13 protein-coding genes are annotated in these 18743 nt (G+C 54.6%); 2 read left to right on the top strand and 11 right to left on the bottom strand.

Annotated elements, in window-relative coordinates; all coding sequences use genetic code 11:
* Positions 1-85: 85 nt before the first annotated feature.
* Both CJP46_RS23070 and CJP46_RS23065 read right to left on the bottom strand, forming a co-directional pair.
* A complete protein-coding gene (locus CJP46_RS23070) occupies positions 86-3331 on the bottom strand; it encodes an S-layer homology domain-containing protein (RefSeq protein WP_094597978.1) in 3246 nt (1081 codons plus the stop codon).
* A gap of 429 nt (positions 3332-3760) precedes the next feature.
* Positions 3761-4732, bottom strand: a complete 972-nt coding sequence (locus CJP46_RS23065) for an acetylxylan esterase (RefSeq protein ID WP_094598243.1) — start codon at positions 4730-4732, stop codon at positions 3761-3763.
* Between the two features lie 284 nt (positions 4733-5016).
* Here CJP46_RS23065 and udk point away from each other — a divergent pair, with 284 nt between their 5' ends.
* The gene (gene udk, locus CJP46_RS23060) at positions 5017-5652 is read left to right on the top strand and encodes a uridine kinase (protein ID WP_094597977.1); all 636 of its coding nucleotides are present in this window, start codon (positions 5017-5019) and stop codon (positions 5650-5652) included.
* A gap of 124 nt (positions 5653-5776) precedes the next feature.
* On the opposite strand, the gene CJP46_RS23055 is transcribed toward udk, so the two are convergent.
* The 3 genes from CJP46_RS23055 to CJP46_RS23045 form a co-directional block, all read right to left on the bottom strand.
* Complete coding sequence (locus CJP46_RS23055; RefSeq protein WP_256992482.1) at positions 5777-6883, bottom strand: mechanosensitive ion channel family protein; 1107 nt, start codon at positions 6881-6883, stop codon at positions 5777-5779.
* Positions 6884-7028: 145 nt separating this feature from the next.
* The gene (locus tag CJP46_RS23050; protein ID WP_094597976.1) at positions 7029-7943 is read right to left on the bottom strand and encodes a polysaccharide deacetylase family protein; all 915 of its coding nucleotides are present in this window, start codon (positions 7941-7943) and stop codon (positions 7029-7031) included.
* Positions 7915-9237, bottom strand: a complete 1323-nt coding sequence (locus CJP46_RS23045) for an MFS transporter (protein ID WP_094597975.1) — start codon at positions 9235-9237, stop codon at positions 7915-7917. The genes CJP46_RS23050 and CJP46_RS23045 overlap by 29 nt, the downstream gene beginning before the upstream one ends.
* A gap of 249 nt (positions 9238-9486) precedes the next feature.
* On the opposite strand from CJP46_RS23045, the gene CJP46_RS23040 reads away from it, so the two are divergent.
* Positions 9487-9765, top strand: a complete 279-nt coding sequence (locus CJP46_RS23040; RefSeq protein ID WP_256992481.1) for a hypothetical protein — start codon at positions 9487-9489, stop codon at positions 9763-9765.
* A gap of 319 nt (positions 9766-10084) precedes the next feature.
* Here the strand turns inward: CJP46_RS23040 and CJP46_RS23035 are convergent, their stop codons facing one another.
* From CJP46_RS23035 to zwf, 6 genes are all read right to left on the bottom strand, one after another.
* Positions 10085-12292 carry an ABC transporter ATP-binding protein gene (locus CJP46_RS23035; protein WP_094597974.1) on the bottom strand — a complete coding sequence of 736 codons (2208 nt, stop codon included), beginning with the start codon at positions 12290-12292 and terminating at the stop codon, positions 10085-10087.
* Between the two features lie 41 nt (positions 12293-12333).
* A complete protein-coding gene (locus CJP46_RS23030) occupies positions 12334-12897 on the bottom strand; it encodes a DUF1854 domain-containing protein (RefSeq protein WP_094597973.1) in 564 nt (187 codons plus the stop codon).
* Positions 12894-15188 carry an ABC transporter ATP-binding protein gene (locus tag CJP46_RS23025; protein WP_094597972.1) on the bottom strand — a complete coding sequence of 765 codons (2295 nt, stop codon included), beginning with the start codon at positions 15186-15188 and terminating at the stop codon, positions 12894-12896. Before CJP46_RS23025 ends, CJP46_RS23030 begins: the two co-directional genes overlap by 4 nt.
* Positions 15189-15519: 331 nt before the next feature.
* Positions 15520-16185, bottom strand: coding sequence for a fructose-6-phosphate aldolase (gene fsa / locus CJP46_RS23020; protein ID WP_094597971.1), 666 nt, complete (start codon positions 16183-16185; stop codon positions 15520-15522).
* A 39-nt stretch (positions 16186-16224) separates the two neighbouring features.
* Complete coding sequence (gnd, locus tag CJP46_RS23015; RefSeq protein ID WP_094597970.1) at positions 16225-17118, bottom strand: phosphogluconate dehydrogenase (NAD(+)-dependent, decarboxylating); 894 nt, start codon at positions 17116-17118, stop codon at positions 16225-16227.
* A gap of 77 nt (positions 17119-17195) precedes the next feature.
* The gene (zwf, locus tag CJP46_RS23010) at positions 17196-18698 is read right to left on the bottom strand and encodes a glucose-6-phosphate dehydrogenase (RefSeq protein WP_094598240.1); all 1503 of its coding nucleotides are present in this window, start codon (positions 18696-18698) and stop codon (positions 17196-17198) included.
* Positions 18699-18743: the final 45 nt, after the last annotated feature.

The raw sequence follows: 18743 nt of genomic DNA, 5'->3' as shown, positions 1-18743 counted from the left end.
CCGCGAGGCCGATCCGGCGGAATAGAAAAAGCTGCCGGGAATATTCCCGGCAGCTGCCTCATGCCTATTTCATAGCGGTAAACCGTCAGATGAGGTCTGACTTCTTCAGCAAACGCTGAAGGATCTCGGCCGTTTCCGCTCTGGTGATCTCTTTCTTCGGTTGCAGCTGACTGCCAAGACCGTCCAGCAGCTGGTTATGAACCGCTTCGGCCACGGCCATAGCCGCCCAGCCCGACACCACCTGGCTGTCTGTAAATACGGACAATGCTTGGCTCAGCTCTACCTGATCAGCGCCGGATCCCAGACGAGCCAGCTTGCCGGCACGGCCGAACATGACCAGCGCCTCCTCGCGGGTAATCGTATGGCCGGGACGGAAGGTCCCGTCGCTGTAGCCGTTCACGATGCCGTATTGCTGGGCGAGAGTTACGGCTTCCGTGTACCAGTCGCCCGGCTTCACATCGGCATAGCTGCTTGATTGGCCGCCGCCGGCAAGTCCTAACGCGCGGACCAGAATGGCGGCAAATTCCGCGCAGCTCACCGTATGGTCAGGGGCGAACCGATCCTCCCCTGTTCCTTGCAGAATCAGGCGGGAGGCGAGGTCCTGCACGACCTCCTGCGTATGCCCGCTCACATCGCTGAAGCTTGTGCTGTAACTGACCAGGGCGAATGTACCGCCGCCTAGGCTGCTCATGATTGCACTGCGGCTGCCGTTCTCTCCGGTCAACCGGGTAGGCACAGGGTGCACCGTTCCGTTCTCGTCGAGCATTACTCCTGTAGACACCACGCCTGCGCCTGCTGCCGGAATCTGCAGGACATGCTGCACATAAGTGCTGTACGGGCTAACGCTCAGGGTTTGACCCTGGAATGAAGCTACAATCCGGAAATCTACCGGTCCGGCCACAAACTGCAGCTCCATCTTTTTGGCGGCTGCCTCCAGCTGTGCTGCCCTTGCCGCTTCAGACCTGGCGACGATGATCTGGACGTTCATCCCCGTAACATCGCCTGAGGCTTGGAAGAGCCGGGCGAGTCTGGACATGCTGATCTCCGATATCGGAAGATTATAGTTTCCGTTTGCAGTCTGGATCACCAGCTGGCTTGCGCCCGTTTCCAGTGCTCTCAGCGATTGTGCCGTCAGCCCCACAGTCGTTGTGTTCGCCGCCTGCATGACCGGAAGCGTGACGGATTGTCCTGGCCCAGCCTGACTCAGCATGGCCTGCAGCTTCGACGCATCAAGAACGGCCGTCACCGACGTCTGCCCGTTATTGGTGGCTGTCGTTGTTTGGAGCACTCCATCGTATGACTTTCCATTCACCACGACCGGTGCGGGAACGCCGGCGGTCGAATTTCCCGGGGAAGTTGGTGTGGTTGATGTTGAGCCACCAGTGCTGCCGCCGTTGTTCGATCCACCGCTGCCGCCCGTGTTACCGCCACCGTTGTTCGATCCCCCGTTACCACCGGAGCCGTTATCGCCGCTATTGTCGGAGCCGCCATTATCGCCGGAGCCGTTATCCCCTCCGCCGCCTGATCCGCCGTCGCCGCCGGAACCATGATCGCCATCGGAAGGATTTTCGTCCGAGACCGTTACCGGACTGAAGCGGATCGCCTCCCCACTATCGATCATGGACTCTCGATGCGAGTAGAGGAGGTAATTTTGAGACAAGCCCTGCCCTGCTTGGATGCCGATCGTTGAAGACGCCCCGTTATCGTAGTCGGCGTTCTCGGTCGTGATGCCAGGGTACTGGTACTGGACATCGCCGTTTTCGGACAAAATCGCCTGGAACGTAATCGGGACATCTCCATCATAAAAGTACACATGATTCCACTGTACAATAAACTTCCGGTTCCCTTCCTCCCCGATCGTTTCCGTCAGAATTTTAGAGTCGGGATCATCCGGGTTGAGTCTTAAATCTGATACATAGGCCTGCAGTGCAGGCGGTGCATACTTATCGGGATAGACATCGGACCCAATGGCATTATAATCGCCAAAATAGAGGCCGCCGTTGATGTCGATCCACATTTGGCTGTATGTATCCCCATAAAAAGGGAATTCAAACGGAAGATCCACTTCTTTGGATGCATCGTCTGTAAGTTCGCCAAAATCGACAAGTTGCCCATCGGCTGCATTCAGAATTGCATCCATCCCATCGAGTTTTTCTACTGTGTACGGTACAAGCTGCTCAGCTTTGACTTCAAAATAAGTATGGATCTCGCTGCCCTCGAGCAGCGTTTTACTTGGGAAACGGTTCTCCATGGTTATCGGATTCACCTGAACCGATCCATAAGGCTGACCGTTCACTTCGGCTGTGACGTTATATGGCCCGCCCTTCGGCAGGTTCGCCTCATACCGGACCGTATGGGACGCATCATCGTACGAAAGTGCCAGCTGGCTTTCAGGCACCATGACCTCATGGCCTTCTGCATCCGTCACCCTCAGATTCAGGTCATCCAGCTGCTCCCGGGAAATCAACAAGCTGCCTTCGACGGTCGCAACGGGACTCCACGTATAATCGGCGCTATCCACAATCTCTTCGCCGTTTTCACTGCCGGGAACCGCCGTCACACCTGCGCGATCCCCTTGCTGTACAACGGTGCTCACGGATTCGATGCCGATCCCAGGCTCGGTTCCGGGCTCTCCGGAACTCCCGGGGATCGGATCGCCGAGCCATGCATCTCCGGTTCCACCACCATCACTGATTCCACTTCCGTCAGTGCCGCCGGTTTCGCTGGGATCCGAGCCTGCGGTGCTCTCACTGCCGCCCGTGGTGCCCCCGGCCGTCCCGTCGCCGATTTCACCACCGCTTACGCTACCGTCTCCACCAGCTCCGGTGCCGCTCTCCTCGCCGCTTCCGGCACCGCCGCTGCCGCCGGTTTCTCTATTCGCGCCGTCACCACTGCTGCTGCCGCTATCCAAGCCGCTCGCTCCACCGCTACTCTCGGAGCCCTCCTCAGACGTTCCATCTCCTTCCGAACCGCCCGGTACGTCCACCAGACCGCTATCACCAGTTTTAATCGTCTCGACCCGGAATGTGATCGGGTGCGGGTCATCCAAATCAACGTGCGGAACCCATGGGTTATCGTACGGGTTAATGGAAATGACAAAAGGCTCATCCGGTGGATTTTCGCTTGTCTCCTGGTTCAGGAGCTCACCTTGATCGTCATAAGAGCTTACTCTTAGCCTGTAACCATCCCCATAATCGCTATCGCTGACGTAAAAGACAAACGGATCCTGCTGCGGTTCCACCGCAATATCGGCATAAGCCGCCATCGGGTACAGCTGCTGCAGGCCGAGCGCGAGCACAGCGCCCAGACTTAGCTTTCTTAATCGGTGCATTCGTGTCTCTCCTTGCTTTTTAGGTATGTAAATCGTCCCGACTCTGCGATGAAATGAGTCTTTACATCTAGGCCTTTTGAATCGGTTTTCAAAAATGCACCCCCATCGTAGCAAGGCAAACAGGCACGGACAATTAACGAAAGTTAACTGGGCCGCCAAAATTCGATATTTTTTTCAACCCCGAGTTCATCCCGGACACTCGGCTTTCGCGGGTCCGTTTCCCAAGTCGGCCCATGCCAAAAAGGCATCCCATGGCCGGCGCTTGGCCGAAAGGGATGCCTTTATTCACGAATAATATAGGGTTAAAAAACAAAACGAGTGCAAAAGAGTGATCCGTCGTGCCTGCTGCCGGTTGTTGAAGTACGAAGACGACGTATGAAAAAAAATGTCATTTCTCCCTTTGCAGGTCTAATCTCAGTTCATCTACTGCTATTCCTGCTGCAGCCCCTTCATAAACTGCACGATCTTGTCGGGTAGGCCAGGGAGCCCTTCGTGGCCGAAATCCGGATAGATTTCAAGCTTCACTGACGACTTCATTTTATTAATGGCGGCAAACTGGGTCGACGGCGGGCAGACCGTGTCCATCAGGCCGACGCCGACCATGACGTCGGCCTCAATGCGCGAAGCCAGATGCTGAATGTCTATATATCCGAGCTTGTTGAAAATTTCGTCCTCGCGCTGATGCTGCGGATCGAACTTGCGGAAATAGGTGCGGAGCTCCTCGTACGCATGAACGCTGAGATCCATCTCCCATACCCGCTTATAATCGCTCAAGAACGGATACACCGGAGCAGCTTTCTTGATTCTCGGCTCCAGCGCCGCGCACGCAATCGTCAGCGCACCGCCCTGCGACCATCCCGTCGCCCCTACGCGCTCCGCGTCGACCTCCGGGAAGCCCATCACGATCGCGGCCAGCTGCGCGGTATCCAGGAACACGTCGCGAAATAGCAGCTTATTCGGGTCCTTATCGCTTAAGCCACGGATGATATGGCCGTGATGCGTGTTGCCGACCACGCCGCCCGTATCCTCGGACAGGCCGCCCTGACCGCGGACATCCAGTGACGCAATGGAGAAACCCATCGCCGGGTAGACCATTTTATCCATCCAATCTCCGCTGTCTCCCGTATAACCGTGAAATTGCAGTACGGCCGGGTGAGGCTGGGATGCCCCTTTCGGTCTGGCGTATTTGGCATGGATTCTGGCGCCGTTCACTCCGTTGAAGTACAGCGAAAAGCATTCAGCAAAAGGCACTTCGAAATCCGCCGGAACGAGCTCCACCTGCGGATCGACGGCCCGCATTTCTTCCAGTGCCCGCGCCCAATAGGTATCAAAATCATCCGGTTTCGGATTTCTTCCTTCATACTGCTTCAACTGGGACAGCGGCATATCTACGAGTGGCACAATCATCAACCTTTCTTTGTTTACAATATCAGTTTGTATTCCTTAATCTTACTTACATTCGCTCGTAAACGTTTTATTTCCTGCCCGTGCCTGCAACCAAGTTTACATATAGGATCACAACATTTACTCCCACGTCTAGAGACCAATTAATGATGCTCCTTGCTCACGAATGACCTTACCATTTTTCTCATAAGCCCGATAAGATGAAAAAAAGTGGCGGCTGTGCTACAATACTTGGGTTATAGTTGCAGGTGGCATTTCATTTAGGGGGTACACGATTCGTCATGCTTATTATTGGTATCGCCGGCGGCACTGGCTCCGGCAAAACGACGGTGGCCCGTTCGGTCATCGATCGTCTAGGTTCGGGGAAGGTCACCTTCATTTCCCAGGACAATTATTACAAGGATAACCCTCATCTTAGCCTGGCGGAACGGGAACTGATCAACTATGATCATCCGTTCGCCTTTGATAATGAACTACTCATCGAGCATCTGGGTCAGTTAAAAGAAGGCCAAACCGCTTACGCGCCGGTGTACGACTTTACGGTTCACGCCCGCTCCTCGGTCGACAAAGTGGAGCTGACGCCGAACAATATCGTCATCATCGAAGGCCTTCACGTCCTGTCGGACGAGAAGCTGCGCGAGATGCTCGACATCAAGGTGTTCGTCGACACGGACCCGGACGTCCGTATCCTGCGCCGCGTCCTGCGCGACATTGAGGAACGCGGACGCAGCATCCAGTCGATTCACCAGCAGTACCTGGCGACGGTGAAGCCGATGCACGAGGCCTTTATCGAGCCGTCCAAAAAATACGCCGACCTCATCATTCCCGAAGGCGGGGAAAACGAAGTCGGCATTCAGCTTCTGTCGATCCTGACGGAGAAGTTTCTGACGGGCGACCGGAACTGGTCGGACATCTAACAGGGCTTGAGCGGTTTATAGAACCCCGCTGGTTCGGAGCGGACAGCGGAAAATAAACCGGATAAGCCAAAACATCCCTTCGCAACCGTGTGCGAAGGGATGTTTTTTTATACCTATGAAAGAATCATCCCGCGCTCGAAACGGAGCGCAGCCCCTCTTCCTCCGCGGCTCCTTCTTCAAGGAATACCCGCTGCGATGGATACGCGAGGCGTATTCCCTCTTCTTCCAGTACCTGCATCACAGTGAGATTCACCTCCTGCCGCACTGCCAGATGTTCCGCCCATACGGTCGTTTTCGAAAAAAAGTAGAAGAAAATGCCCAGGCTGCTTTGCTGAAACTCCGTAAATTTAACAAGGATCGTTTTCGGGTCGATTTTTTCATTCTCCCTTAGGCCCGTCTCGATCCGTTCGACCGCGGCAGCCAGCCGCTCCCTGTCCGAATCCAGCGCCACGCCGAGCGTAAAGGTAACCCGGCGTTTGCCCATGCGGCTCCAATTCGTGATCGGTTGATCCGCCAGCGCAGCATTCGGTACCGTCACGACGGCATCCGCAAATGTGCGGATTTTCGTGCTCCGGAAGGTGATGTCCTCGACGAACCCTTCCACGCTGGGAGTCAGGATCCAATCGCCCTTCGAAAAGGGTTTCTCTAATATGATAACGATGCCCCCGATAATATTGCCGAGCGTATCTTTTGCAGCCAAGGCAATGGCCAGACTGCCGAGCCCCATGCCAGCGACCAGGCCGTTGATACTGAACCCCCACTCTGTTCCGATCAGCGTAATGGTCAGGACGATGACCACGAACCGCAGCACTTTGGACATAAAAGGAATCAGCATACTCGAATCATCCAGCCGGATCTTCTTGCTAAGCTGCTCCAGCAAAAACGAAGACCGGTTGGACAGAATGAGCAGGCTCCATCCGATCAGCAGAATCACCACGCTGCGGAAAAGTCCGTCCAACGCGCTGGCGGTCTCCCAACGGACGGATAGCAAATATTTCAATCCCAGATACACCCCGAGAGCGGCAACAAACAACCGGAGCGGCTTCTCCAACGCCTCTTTCCACATCAGCGTCCGTTCCTTCTCCCGGTTTTTCTTACCCACCAGCGAAAACACGTACCGGACCAGGAACCGGTTCAACAGCACAAAAAGTGCCATGATCCCGGCAGAAACCAGCACATCCATCCATCTGACACGGCCGATCACATCCTGCAGCCACGTCCATATACTCAAATAGACACCCCCCGAAAAAATTGACCTATATTATAACATTTAGGCGTTTCCCGTGTCTAAAGACCAAGCCCCTATGGAAGGTGTTAAATCATTCCAAGCCAAAAGGGCCCCGCTTCACGGAGCCTCACAACGTATATTCGCCACCTTATTTCCGGGTCAGTTCCCGGATCAGCCGGAAAGCCGACCTGAAACGCGGCCGCTTCAGATGCTCTTGAACATAGCCGTAATGGGTCAGCTCCACGCCCGCGTCCTTCAAAGCGTATGCAAAGTCTTCATCAAAGGGCAAACGGAACTCCCACACCCGCTTCTTCCAGTGCGGAATGTTGGCCAGCATCCACGCATCTTCCGCGCCGGGATGAATATAGGTTTCGCAGACGCCGTCCGGAAGGGTGTACAGCTTGGCGATGATCGACTGTTTGAAGCTGTCATACGTTTCCCCTTCCACCAGCCCGAAGGGATGGGACAGCAGGTAGTCAGGGATCGGCACCCCGAAGGTGTCCGCCAGTGCCGCTGCTTTGGCTACCGGGCGTTCAATGCCGCTCAGCGAACGAAGGAGCGGGTCATCGGGGTGGATGTAGCGGAAGAAGCGGGACGGCAGACCCCAGCGCGAAATTCTCCAAAAGGTCTGGGGCAGCAGACTGCGGCCCGTCTCCATACCGTACAGGCTGCCCATGTGGTTATCGACGTGGCTGATCCGGATGCCGGCCTGCTTCACCCGTTCGTACTGGGCGTCGATCTCCTTCACGACGGCGCCGGTCTCCGCGCCCAGCTCAAACTCCCTGACCGTCCGGTACTGCTTGCCCTCGGCGTCATGCAGCGACGAGTGTCCGGTCAGGCTGCTCCAGCGCAGAGCATCGAACTCGCTGGTCAGGGTCAGGTGCAGCCCCACATTGGGCTGCCGGCGGCGTGCGGTCCAAGCGGCTGCCTCTTCAAATCCGGGCGCCACCGCCATAACTGTCGCCGAGGAGACCTTTCCCTCCTCAAGCAGATGCATGATGGCCCGGTTCATCGCCGGGCTCTGCCCGAAATCGTCACAATTGATGATGAGCCTCTTGACCATGGTTCATCTCTCCTTTTCCCGTCATATGAAAATCAAAACGGGCCATAAAGGATATAACAACCGATATGACCAATAAGCATAACGGAACGACACTAATCAAGTAGCGAAACGTCGCTTCCGGATCCGACCCCGGATTGTCGCCGCTTTCATAACCAAAGATCAGGCCGACCACGTAAAAAGCCAGCGCCGAAATCAGCCCGCTTGAACGGGTAATGAACCCGCTGACCGCAGTATAGATGCCCTCGCGCCGCCGCCCGGTCCGCTCCGCGTCCTCGTCGATGATGCACCCGCTGACCATCGGTGGCGTGACGAGAAAACCGGCGAGGCCGAAGCCGACCGCAATGCCGGCTGCCACACCGCTCACCAGGTTGTAGCCGAACCAGAGCGGAATAACCGACAAGCCGTACAGGATCAGCGACAACCGCCAAGCCTTCACTCCGTCCATCCGGCGGACAATCCAGTACCATACCCCTACGAGCGGAATGACGGACACAAACACGGCCGCCAGCAGAATCGACACCTGGCCCTCCGAAATCCGCAGCACGTATTTAGCGTAGAACGGGATCATCGAGCTGACCAGCCCGTTAACCGTCTGAGCGAACGAGTTGGAAATGTTGAAGACCCAAAATTTCTTGTTGCTGAGCGTTTCCTTAAAGGCAGCGGCCAGTTTCATCGGCTCCGGCTTGCCGGGGTCTCGCTGCTCCCGCACGCTGAGCATGCAGATGAGCATGCAGATGCCGAACACGCAGGCGTACACGATCGCCATATTGGAGAAGTTGATCGCCGCGTAAATAATAGGCGTCAGCGCAGTGGCGATAAGAAGAGCCAGCACCTGATAGCCCTGCTGGATCGCGGAGGCTTTGGCGCGAATACGGTCGCCGCGGAACAGCTCGGGAAACAGCGCTCCATAGTTGACCCACAGGACGGTCGCCACCGCCTCATACAGCACAAGCGTCACCAGGAACCAGGTGAACAGCCCGTTTTGCGATAATCCGCCCGGCGGGGAGAAAACCAGCACGAAGGTGAGCATAAACAGCGGAATGGAGGCAAACACCCACGGCCTGCGCCGGCCGTAGCGCGTATCGGTCCGGTCCGACCAATAGCCGAACAGCGGATTGTTCACCGCATCCCAGATCAGGAAAATGGTTCTGGCGATGGTGGCGAGCCCGACGCCGAGCCCCAGCTTTTCCACGTAAAAATAGCTGTAAAACGAACTGAATGCCTGACTCGGAACCATCATCGCGAACATTCCCAACGCAAAGGCGTACGAAGAATTCACCCATCGGCGCGCCATGTGCATTCCTCCCCCACAAGAATAGGCTTCTTGGCCTAAGGCCCTTACTGAAATACTATTCAACAAATGGATGATTTTACCTTTGCGCGGCAGCGAAAAACCGATTTTAAAAAACCAACTATGCCGTTTTCAAATTGTTTTATTAATGAGCTATTGTGAGGGGGTTGTCCCCAAGCCTTTTCGAAATACAATATTTCATCTATGGTTTCAAACAAAAAACAAGCAAGTACCCCCAAGGAGGGATTCCGGGTGGCACTGGTTATCGGAGCAATTATCGTCATCGCTGCGTTAAGCTTGGCCGTTATGCTGAGCAAAGGTCGGTCGGCGAAAAGAAAATATATCGTGTGGGGAATCACGACGATGCTGCCGGTCGCGTTCGTGTTTTCGTGGCTCGTTGCGTTGTTATACGGGGACTGGGTCGCTCATGACGGGTTTGCCGCCCTGGGCCTCCTGATGATCCTGATGCCGCTGTTCTTTTTGACGGGTGTGATTCTATTGCTGATTGGACTTTTTATGAAGGAAAAGTGAGGCTAGATAAAAATAGTTGCACATGTGCATCTATCTTGAGCGTTTCAGCCTTTTTGGAACCATTTCGGCCCACACAGATGCACTTTCGCACTTATTTCCTTCAAAAGGGCTCCTTTCCCCCGAAATTAGATGCATTATGGCACTTATTCCGTCCTCATTCGAACACATTCACAATAAACGTAACTACGACGACAGCTTTTAACCAAAAACAAAAACACCCCAGCTCTATCGCGATAGAGTCGGGGTGTTTTGTAACAACTATATCTTCTACATTTCGCCTGTCCAAGCCTCTCGGCGCAACCATACCGCCGGACTCGGACTAACCCACCGCCTCGGCCTTCTTGGACATGTTGCGCTGCGCGGTGATGAGGTTGTAGTAGATCCCTCTTTTGGCCACGAGCTCGGCGTGCGTACCGATTTCGGCGATCTCGCCCTTATCGAGGACAATTAGCCGGTCGGCATGCCGCAGCGTCGAGAGGCGATGCGCAATCGCCAGCGTCGTCCGGTTGCGGGTGACCCGCTGCAGCGCCTCCTGGATGGCGCTCTCCGTATCGATATCGAGCGAGGCGGTAGCCTCGTCGAGGATCAGGATCCGCGGGTCGTTCAGCACGGCCCTGGCAATCGCCAGCCGCTGCCGCTCCCCGCCGGACAGGTTGCCGCCGTTCTCCTCGAGGCGTGTATCATAGCCGTCCGGCAGGCGCAGGATAAAGTCATGCGCATTGGCGACCTTCGCCGCCTCAAGCACTTCCTCATACGTCGCTTCCGGCTTCGAGTACCGGATATTGTCCAGGATCGTGCCGCTGAACAGAAATGTCTCCTGCAGCACAACGCCGATCTGCGAGCGCAGATGCTCCTGCTCGATCCGGCGGATGTCCACCCCGTCGATGAGAATTTCGCCCTCATTCACGTCATAAAACCGGGAAACGAGGTTGATCAGCGTCGACTTCCCTGACCCGGAATGCCCGACCAGGCCGATCATTTCCCCCGGCTTGATCTCCACATTAATTTCCTTTAGCACCGGCTCATACGATTTGTAGCCGAATATCACATTCCGGAACGTAATCGTTCCCTTAATCGAATGTTTGACGGACGCCTCGGAATCCATCACTTCCGGCTGCTCATCGATCACCGAGAAGATGCGGTCCACCGAAATAATCGCATTGGACAGCCATCTCGGCATAAACATCAGCCACGCGATCGGCCCGTAAATCATGCCGGCGTATCCGCTGAACTGCACCAGCTCCCCGAGGGACATCTGCTTGTCGAGAATCATATTGCATCCGATGAGGAGCACGAGATACTGCCCCGTCTGGATCAGATAGTTCGAGATCGGTGACAGGATGCTGAATACTTTCTCGGTCTGGATGGTCGCCGCAGCAAACTCGGCGTTATACTGTTTGAACCGCTTCACCTCGCGCTCTTCCTTGCCGAACGCCTTGACGACACGGATCCCGCTCAGCACGTCATGCAGGAAGGAGTTCGCCTTGTCGTACACCCTCCACTGCTTGCGGAACAGCTTCCACAGTACGCCTTTCCATATATACCGCTGGATGTAGGCGACGAGGGGCGCCGGCAGCAGCACGACGCAAGCCAGACGCCAATCGGCTGAGAAGAGCAGCACGCTCGCGGACACGAGAATAATGAGCTGAAAGACGGCCGTCGTAAACAGCTCCTGAACCAGATTGCGGATCCGGTCTGTATCCGAGGTGACTCGGTTCATGATGTCCCCGGCCCGCTGCGTGGTCAGAAACCCGAGGGACAAGCTCTGGATCCGCTCATAGACCAGTTTGCGCAGGTCGGCCGCGATTTGCGAGCTGACCACCGCCATGATCCGCCCTTTGATGATGCCTAGCCCCTCTCCGCCGACGAGGACGAAGAGCAGGCCGAGAATGGCCCAGATAAACACGGGGACGCTCGGCGATTGGCCGGGAGGCGGCTGCAGCGAGGAATTGACCAGCAGCTTTTGAAAGTACGGGCCCGCCATGGATATGGCGGACGCCGCAAACGTTACCGCAAGCCCGATCGCAAAAGTTCTTTTATGATTCATCGCCACCGAGAACAGCCGCTTGAAGGCCGCGGCTTTGTTCATGCATTTCCGGCACACCCGCGTTCCGCGGATGAGCGGTCCGCCGCAGTTCGCGCAGACCGGCTCCTCTTCATCATTGTAAATACGGATTCTCCGCTGCCTGGACAGGTCGTTCAAAATCTGGGCGATATAACCGTATCGCGCCGCATGCCTCATGGACAGCCTGGTGAGAATAAACTTGGTGCCGGCCTCGTCCCCTTCCAGCACGGCACTGCCGATCAGCGGCACCACCTTGTATTCCTTTGCATCGGCAATCAGGCGGCTGTCGACCACACGGCCCTCCAGCAGCAGAGCCCACTTCTGCTCGCCGACCACGAAATAGCCTTCCGTCCGCTGCCCGCCCAGCGTCAAATCGACAGGCACGCAATAGCGGATATGCTCCCCCACAGCCTGCGCGGCGGTCCCTTGCTCGCGCTCCGGCAGTGTAAAATTAAGGTTCATGAATACCTCCGTCTTCGTATCGTCAGGTGTCGAAGTTCAACCTACATGCATAATTCAACCATTTTGTATTCCTTGTCGCTCAGTTGGTCCAGTTGCGGGATGATAAACCGGTTGCCGTCCACATCCATGATCAGGAGCCGGCTTGCGGTCATCAGCTTGACGCTCCCGCCGCCTCCGCGGACCGTAAACCGGCACCGTCCCGAAGTCGTTTCCGCATCCCAATACGAATATCCGAACTCCTCTTTGACAGAGAGCACCTTCATGATTTCCGGAGCAAAATACCGCAGCTCCACCTGCTCCTCCAGCATCCGCTGCGTTTCCACCGGGAACTCGTCTAGGGATCGGATCATCCCGATCTCCTCGTTCTCAATGTTCCGAATCGATAAATAGATTCGCTTGTTCGTATGCGGAAAAGAGCAGTGCACGTACACACCGGCGTGCTCCTTGCCCCCCGTCTTCACGTTCAGCATATGGCCTTCCGTCAGGGTAAAGACCGTATCGTCCGGGGACAAATAACGGATTTGCGCCGCCTCCGCGAGACCGGGGCTGCTCCCGCCGTCCTCGGGCCTTAGAATCTCGCTAACACTTACATCCTTAAGTGTCATGCCGTAATCACCTCATTCATCTTCAGCGCCTCGTCATGCTTTTTGACCAGGTCGTAATAAGCCCCTTCCTTCTCCAGCAGCTGTCCATGCGTTCCTTCCTCAACGATTCGGCCATGCTCCAGCACGACCAGATAGTCGGCGTTTCTTAACGTGGACAAGCGGTGCGCAATCGCGATCGTCGTTCTTCCCTTAATGAGCGTATCGAGTGCCTCCTGAATTTGCAGCTCGGTTTTCGTATCAAGCGAGGCGGTAGCCTCATCCAGAATCAATATTTTCGGATTGTGCAGAATGGCCCGGGCAATGCTGAGCCTCTGCTTCTCGCCGCCGGAAAGGTTATGCCCTCCGGTACCGACAATGGTGTCGTAGCCATCCGGCAGCTTCTCAATGAAGTCGTGCGCCCCGGCCACTTTGGCGGCGTGAATCAGATCCGCCAGGGTGCAGTCCGGATCGGCATAGGCGATATTTTCCGCGATGCTTCCGGACATGACATAGACATCCTGGGATACGATGCCGATATGCGTCCGAAGGGACGCCATGGACACATCTTTAATCGGGAGACCGTCGACCCGGATCTCTCCTTCATTGACGTCGTACAGCCGCGGAATCAGGTTGACCAGCGTCGACTTTCCGGCTCCTGAGTGCCCGACAACACCGATCATTTGACCAGGCTTGGCGTGCAGTGATACCTCTTTCAGGATCGCCTTGTTCGGCTCGTAGCCGAAGGTTACGTTCGATATGCGGATTTCACCCCGCATTTCCGAAATCTGCATCGCATTCGGCTTCTCCACCACGTCCGGGACTGCGTCATGGATCTCAAAAATCCGCTGCGCCGCGGACATGCAGTAAGACCACCAGTTCATAATATTGTTCATAAACTGAATCGGGCCGTACAGCATGAGCATATAGTTCATGAAGGTCATCACTTTGCCGAACGTAAAATCCCCCTGCATTACTTTCCAGCCGCCGAAGGCCCAAATGAGAATGCCGCCAATCTGCGTAAGAATGTTCAATACGGGAAACAAGGTCACACCCATTTTGTTAAAAGACTGCTCCGCATCGGAAAAAGCCCCGCTGGCCCGCTGGAAACGGGCATTCTCCATCTGCTCCTTCCCGAACGCCTTCACCACCCGCGTGCCGCGGATCGTGTCGCTGATGATGGCATTCATCGCGCTGATCCGCTTATGCCGGCGGATGGACAGCCGCCACAGCTTGGGAAACACTTTGCGGACGAGCAGGAATACGAAGGGGAGAGGAAGCAGGCACAGCAGGGTCAGCTTCCAATCCATGATCAGCAGCACGGTAACGATCCCGATGATGTTCATGGCGTTGACCACAAAATACGAAATGCCGTCGACGAAAAAATACTGCAGCTCGGTCGCATCATTGTTGATGCGGGTCATCAGCTGCCCCGTCTGCTTCTTCTCAAAGAAGCTTAGAGAGAGCCTCTGCATGGCGTGAAACACGCTCGATTTCAGGTCAAAGGCGATATTCGCAGCCATCTTGGCGTTGATGACGCCGAAAATGACCCCGAACAGCAGCGACAGCGTCCGAAATACGATGATGAGACCGATGACCAGCCCGATTTGGCCTGCAAACGTGCCTTTGCCGCCCAGTGCCTGGTCGAACAGCAAGGTTCCCTGAAAGTAAGGGATAAACAGCCCTGCCGCCGAGTTCAGCAGCATAAACAGCACGATCCAGAACATCGAGACTTTGTACTTGCCCGCAAAGGACAGCAGCCTGCCGAAGACGGCATGCTTCTTCATACATTTGGGGCAAACTTGACGCCCCTCTTCGGGATAGATCATGCCGCATTTCGGGCATGCGGCCCGCCCATGGTCATGCTGCAGCTCTTCCGGACCGAGCTCTTCGTTTTTCTTCAGCTTCTCGAAGATTTTGGCCAGTCTGGCCGCGCCCCGCATGCCGCCGTTCGTGAACGCGGCAACGGCTCTCTCCTCCGGAGCCTTGATAACGACCATGCCGGAGGCTACCAAATTGACGATGCTCAGCGATTCGATGTCCCGGACCTTCAGCGCCTCGAGCTCCCACTTGGCCTCTTTTTCTGAAGAAAGCCCTTTCAATGGGGCGTTTGCCGCATACCCGCTGTACGTTTTCTCCCGCACAGGCGCCTGATCATGGGACAAGATCAACAGCTCCTCACGGGTCAGCAGCACATACGTATCCCTGAACCCGTTCTCCAGGGCCCGGTCGCACAGCAGCCAGCAGAGCACGCTTTCGCTTGCAACGCCGTGCTGCTCCAGCGCGTTCATGATTGCCTTTGGAAGTGTATCCATGAGTCCTCCAAATTCTCTTGTGTCTTCTCAGTGGTCTTATTAGGTACGAAATATCATACACCCTTTACCCCTCCCAAGAAAGGGAAAATTTACTTATAACAAAAATTTTACACCTGATTTTGGTCGATAACCCCTCCCCCTTCTGTTTCCACGAATTCCAAAGTCCCCCGCCCAATGGGGATTTTGCACCGGCCTTGATTTAACCCTTTGGCGCGGGCCTCTCGAACGTATCCATTTCTGTAAGCTAAAAAGGCCCCCCTCCGCCGCGGCCCGGCAGAAAGGAAGCCTTCTTATCCTAATATATAGCTTATTCAGCTGCTCTGCTGAAATATTACTTCGTTGCGTTTTTCCAGTCGGCAGCGAATTTCTCGATGCCTTGGTCTGTCAGTGGATGTTTCACCAACTGCGCGATGACGCTGAATGGAACGGTAGCAATATGTGCACCGGCCATCGCTACGCGGGTTACGTGGTCCGGATGGCGAACCGATGCGGCGATGATTTGAGAGTCCAGGTTATGAATGCGGAACAGCTCAGCAATTTTGGACACGAGCAGCACGCCGTCTTCCGAGATATCGTCCAGGCGGCCCAGGAACGGAGATACGTACGTTGCGCCTGCGCGTGCAGCCAGCAAAGCCTGGTTCACGGTGAAGATCAGGGTAACGTTCGTTTTTACGCCTTTTTTCGTCAGGTAGCGGCAAGCTTCAAGACCAGCCAGTGTCATTGGCAGCTTGATCGTGATGTTTTTGTCTCCACCGTTGATTTTGATCAGTTCATCGGCTTGTGCGATCATATCTTCTGCAGTTTCCGCATCCGGAGTAACTTCCGCCGATACGGATTCCACTTCAGGAACAGCCTTCAAAATTTCTTCGATACGATCCTCGAACTTCACGCCTTCTTTGGCAACCAGGGAAGGGTTCGTCGTTACGCCGGAAAGAACGCCTACTTTATATGCTTTTCTAATGTCGTCCAGGTTTGCAGTGTCGATGAAAAATTTCATGATTTCACAACCTCCACTTATTTTTGTCTTTGATTAGAATTAGTTCTTAACTACAGCATGGCCGCCAAATTCGTTGCGCAGCGCGGCAACCACTTTACCTGTGAACGTATCGTTATCCAGGGAACGGTAACGCATCAGCAGGGACAGAGCGATGACCGGAGTAGCGGTCTGCAGGTCAAGAGCCGTTTCCACAGTCCATTTACCTTCGCCGGAAGATTGCATAATTCCTTTAATTTCGTCCAAGTTCGCGTCTTTGGCAAAGGCTTTTTCCGTCAATTCCATCAGCCAGGAACGGATAACCGAGCCGTTGTTCCAAACGCGGGCTACTTTCTCGTAGTCAAAATCGAAATCACTCTTCTCCAGCACTTCGAAGCCTTCGCCGATGGCAGCCATAAAGCCGTATTCGACGCCGTTATGGACCATTTTCAGGAAGTGGCCGCTGCCGGATTTGCCTGCGTACAGATAGCCGTTTTCCACAGCGGTATCCTTGAAGATCGGCTCAACGATGTTCCATGCTTCCTGATCCCCGCCGACCATGTAGCAAGCGCCGTTACGAGCGCCTTCCATACCGCCGGAAGTACCTACGTCGAGGTAGCTTACGCCGAATTCCTTCATTTGGTTGTATCTTTGAATCGACTCTTTGTAGTGCGAGTTGCCGGCTTCGATGACGATGTCGCCTTTGGACAACAGAGGTTTCAGTTCGTCAAGGACCGAATCCACGACGGAGTGAGGGACCATGATCCACAAAATTCTTGGCGATTCCAGTTTGGATACAAGCTCTGTCAGGCTTGCAGCGCCCTCGGCACCTTTGCCCTTCATGTCTTCAACAGCGGCTGTGTTCAAATCGAATGCAACCACGCTGTGGTTATGATCCATCAAATTTTGTCCCAAGTTCAAACCCATTTTGCCTAATCCAATCAATCCGACTTTCATTATAATTCCCTCCACACCATGCTTTTTTTCTCTTTTTTGTATATTGAAACCTTTACCAGTATGGTTTAATACCTGGCTCAGGATTGAACCACAAGCACCTTTTCTTCTTCCTTCACGGCTTCAGGTTCCGTATCCAGCCACCATTTGAAGCCGTCCTCCGCCAGCAGGCGGTCAGACGCCTCAGGTCCGTTCGAACCTGCAGGGTACAAATGAAGCGGTACGCTGTCTTGCTCGAATGCGTCCAGAACCGGCTGCACGTACTGCCAGGACAATTCGACTTCATCCCAATGGGCAAAGAACGTAGAATCGCCGCGAACCGCATCATAAATGAGGTTTTCGTAAGCTTCCGGCACGTCCTTTCCATTCTCATGAAAGTGAATGCGCATCGGCTCCAGCTTGGAATCGTTCAGCGGATTTTTTTTGTTCAATTGCATGAAGATGCCTTCGTTCGGATTGATTTCAATCACGAGAAGGTTCGGATCAATGGTGGTATTTTGTCCCTTCAATGGCTCTTTAAATTCAATCACGATCCGCGTAGATTTTTCCTTCATTCTCTTGCCTGTGCGAATGTAGAACGGAACGTCGCTCCAGAAGTAATTATCGATCCAGAGACGCGTAGCGATAAAGGTATCGTTCTTCGAGCCCGCAGGAACGCCCGGCTCATCGAGATAACCGGGAACCGGCTTCCCTTGCATATGACCGGCAGCATATTGGCCGCGGATCACATTCTTTAGTACATCTTCCTTCTGCAGCGGACGAAGGGACTGCATGACGTTCTTCTTCTTCATGCGGACTTCGTTCGCATCGCCTTTGCCCGGAAGACGCATACTAACCATCATCAGCACTTGAAGCAAATGGTTCTGCACCATATCGCGAATCGCGCCCGAGTTATCGTAGTATCCGGCTCTCTCTTCCACGCCGACGGTCTCACTTGCCGTAATTTGCACGTTGGCAATGTGATGGTTGGACCACAGCGCTTTGAGAATCGGGTTGGAAGACTCAAGGATTTCAAGGTTCTGCACCATCGGCTTGCCGAGGTAATGGTCGATGCGGTAAACTTCGCTTTCGTCAAACGCTTTGCTGAGCTGTTCGTTCAGATGGCGGGCAGACTTCAGGTCGTGCCCGAACGGCTTCTCGATAATCAGACGTTTCCATCCGCTTGTCGAGCCAAGCCCGCTATCTTTAATATTTAAGGCGATCACGTCAAAAAACTCCGGCGCCACCGAGAGATAAAACATGCGATTCTGAGGAATGTTCAGTTCCTGTTCACGCGACTCTACTAGGCTCCGCAGCTTATGGTAATCCTCCACTTGATTGGCATCAAGGACGGTATACCGGATCGTTTGGAGAAAAGCCTCCAAAGCGGCCGGATCATTTACGGTTCTTCTTGAAAAAGTTTGCAGCGATTTCGCTACGTTTTGCTGAAAATCTGCATTTGATTGTTCTCTGCGGCCCAAGGCGATAATCGAGAACGCTTCAGGCATCTTTTTATCTATAAACAGATTGTAGAGTGCAGGGTATATTTTTCTCTTTGCCAGGTCCCCTGTTCCTCCAAACAAGACAAATGTCATGTTGTCCACGTATGACTCCTCCATTCCATTCCCACCAAAAACCATGCGCATGCT

The sequence above is a fragment of the Paenibacillus sp. XY044 genome, from assembly GCF_002257645.1.
In the GTDB taxonomy this organism is placed as follows: Bacteria; Bacillota; Bacilli; order Paenibacillales; family Paenibacillaceae; genus Paenibacillus_AQ.
The sequence above is the reverse complement of the archived record's forward strand: the minus strand, read 5'-3'. Positions and strand labels throughout refer to the sequence as shown.

What these genes read in the sequence shown, in the direction of transcription:
- CJP46_RS23070 (WP_094597978.1), bottom strand. Translation starts at nt 3,331, where the DNA reads ATGCACCGATTAAGAAAGCTAAGTCTGGGCGCTGTGCTCGCGCTCGGC.
- CJP46_RS23035 (WP_094597974.1), bottom strand. Translation starts at nt 12,292, where the DNA reads ATGAACCTTAATTTTACACTGCCGGAGCGCGAGCAAGGGACCGCCGCG.
- gnd (WP_094597970.1), bottom strand. Translation starts at nt 17,118, where the DNA reads ATGAAAGTCGGATTGATTGGATTAGGCAAAATGGGTTTGAACTTGGGA.
- fsa (WP_094597971.1), bottom strand. Translation starts at nt 16,185, where the DNA reads ATGAAATTTTTCATCGACACTGCAAACCTGGACGACATTAGAAAAGCA.
- CJP46_RS23045 (WP_094597975.1), bottom strand. Translation starts at nt 9,237, where the DNA reads ATGGCGCGCCGATGGGTGAATTCTTCGTACGCCTTTGCGTTGGGAATG.
- CJP46_RS23025 (WP_094597972.1), bottom strand. Translation starts at nt 15,188, where the DNA reads ATGGATACACTTCCAAAGGCAATCATGAACGCGCTGGAGCAGCACGGC.
- CJP46_RS23050 (WP_094597976.1), bottom strand. Translation starts at nt 7,943, where the DNA reads ATGGTCAAGAGGCTCATCATCAATTGTGACGATTTCGGGCAGAGCCCG.
- CJP46_RS23030 (WP_094597973.1), bottom strand. Translation starts at nt 12,897, where the DNA reads ATGACACTTAAGGATGTAAGTGTTAGCGAGATTCTAAGGCCCGAGGAC.
- udk (WP_094597977.1), top strand. Translation starts at nt 5,017, where the DNA reads ATGCTTATTATTGGTATCGCCGGCGGCACTGGCTCCGGCAAAACGACG.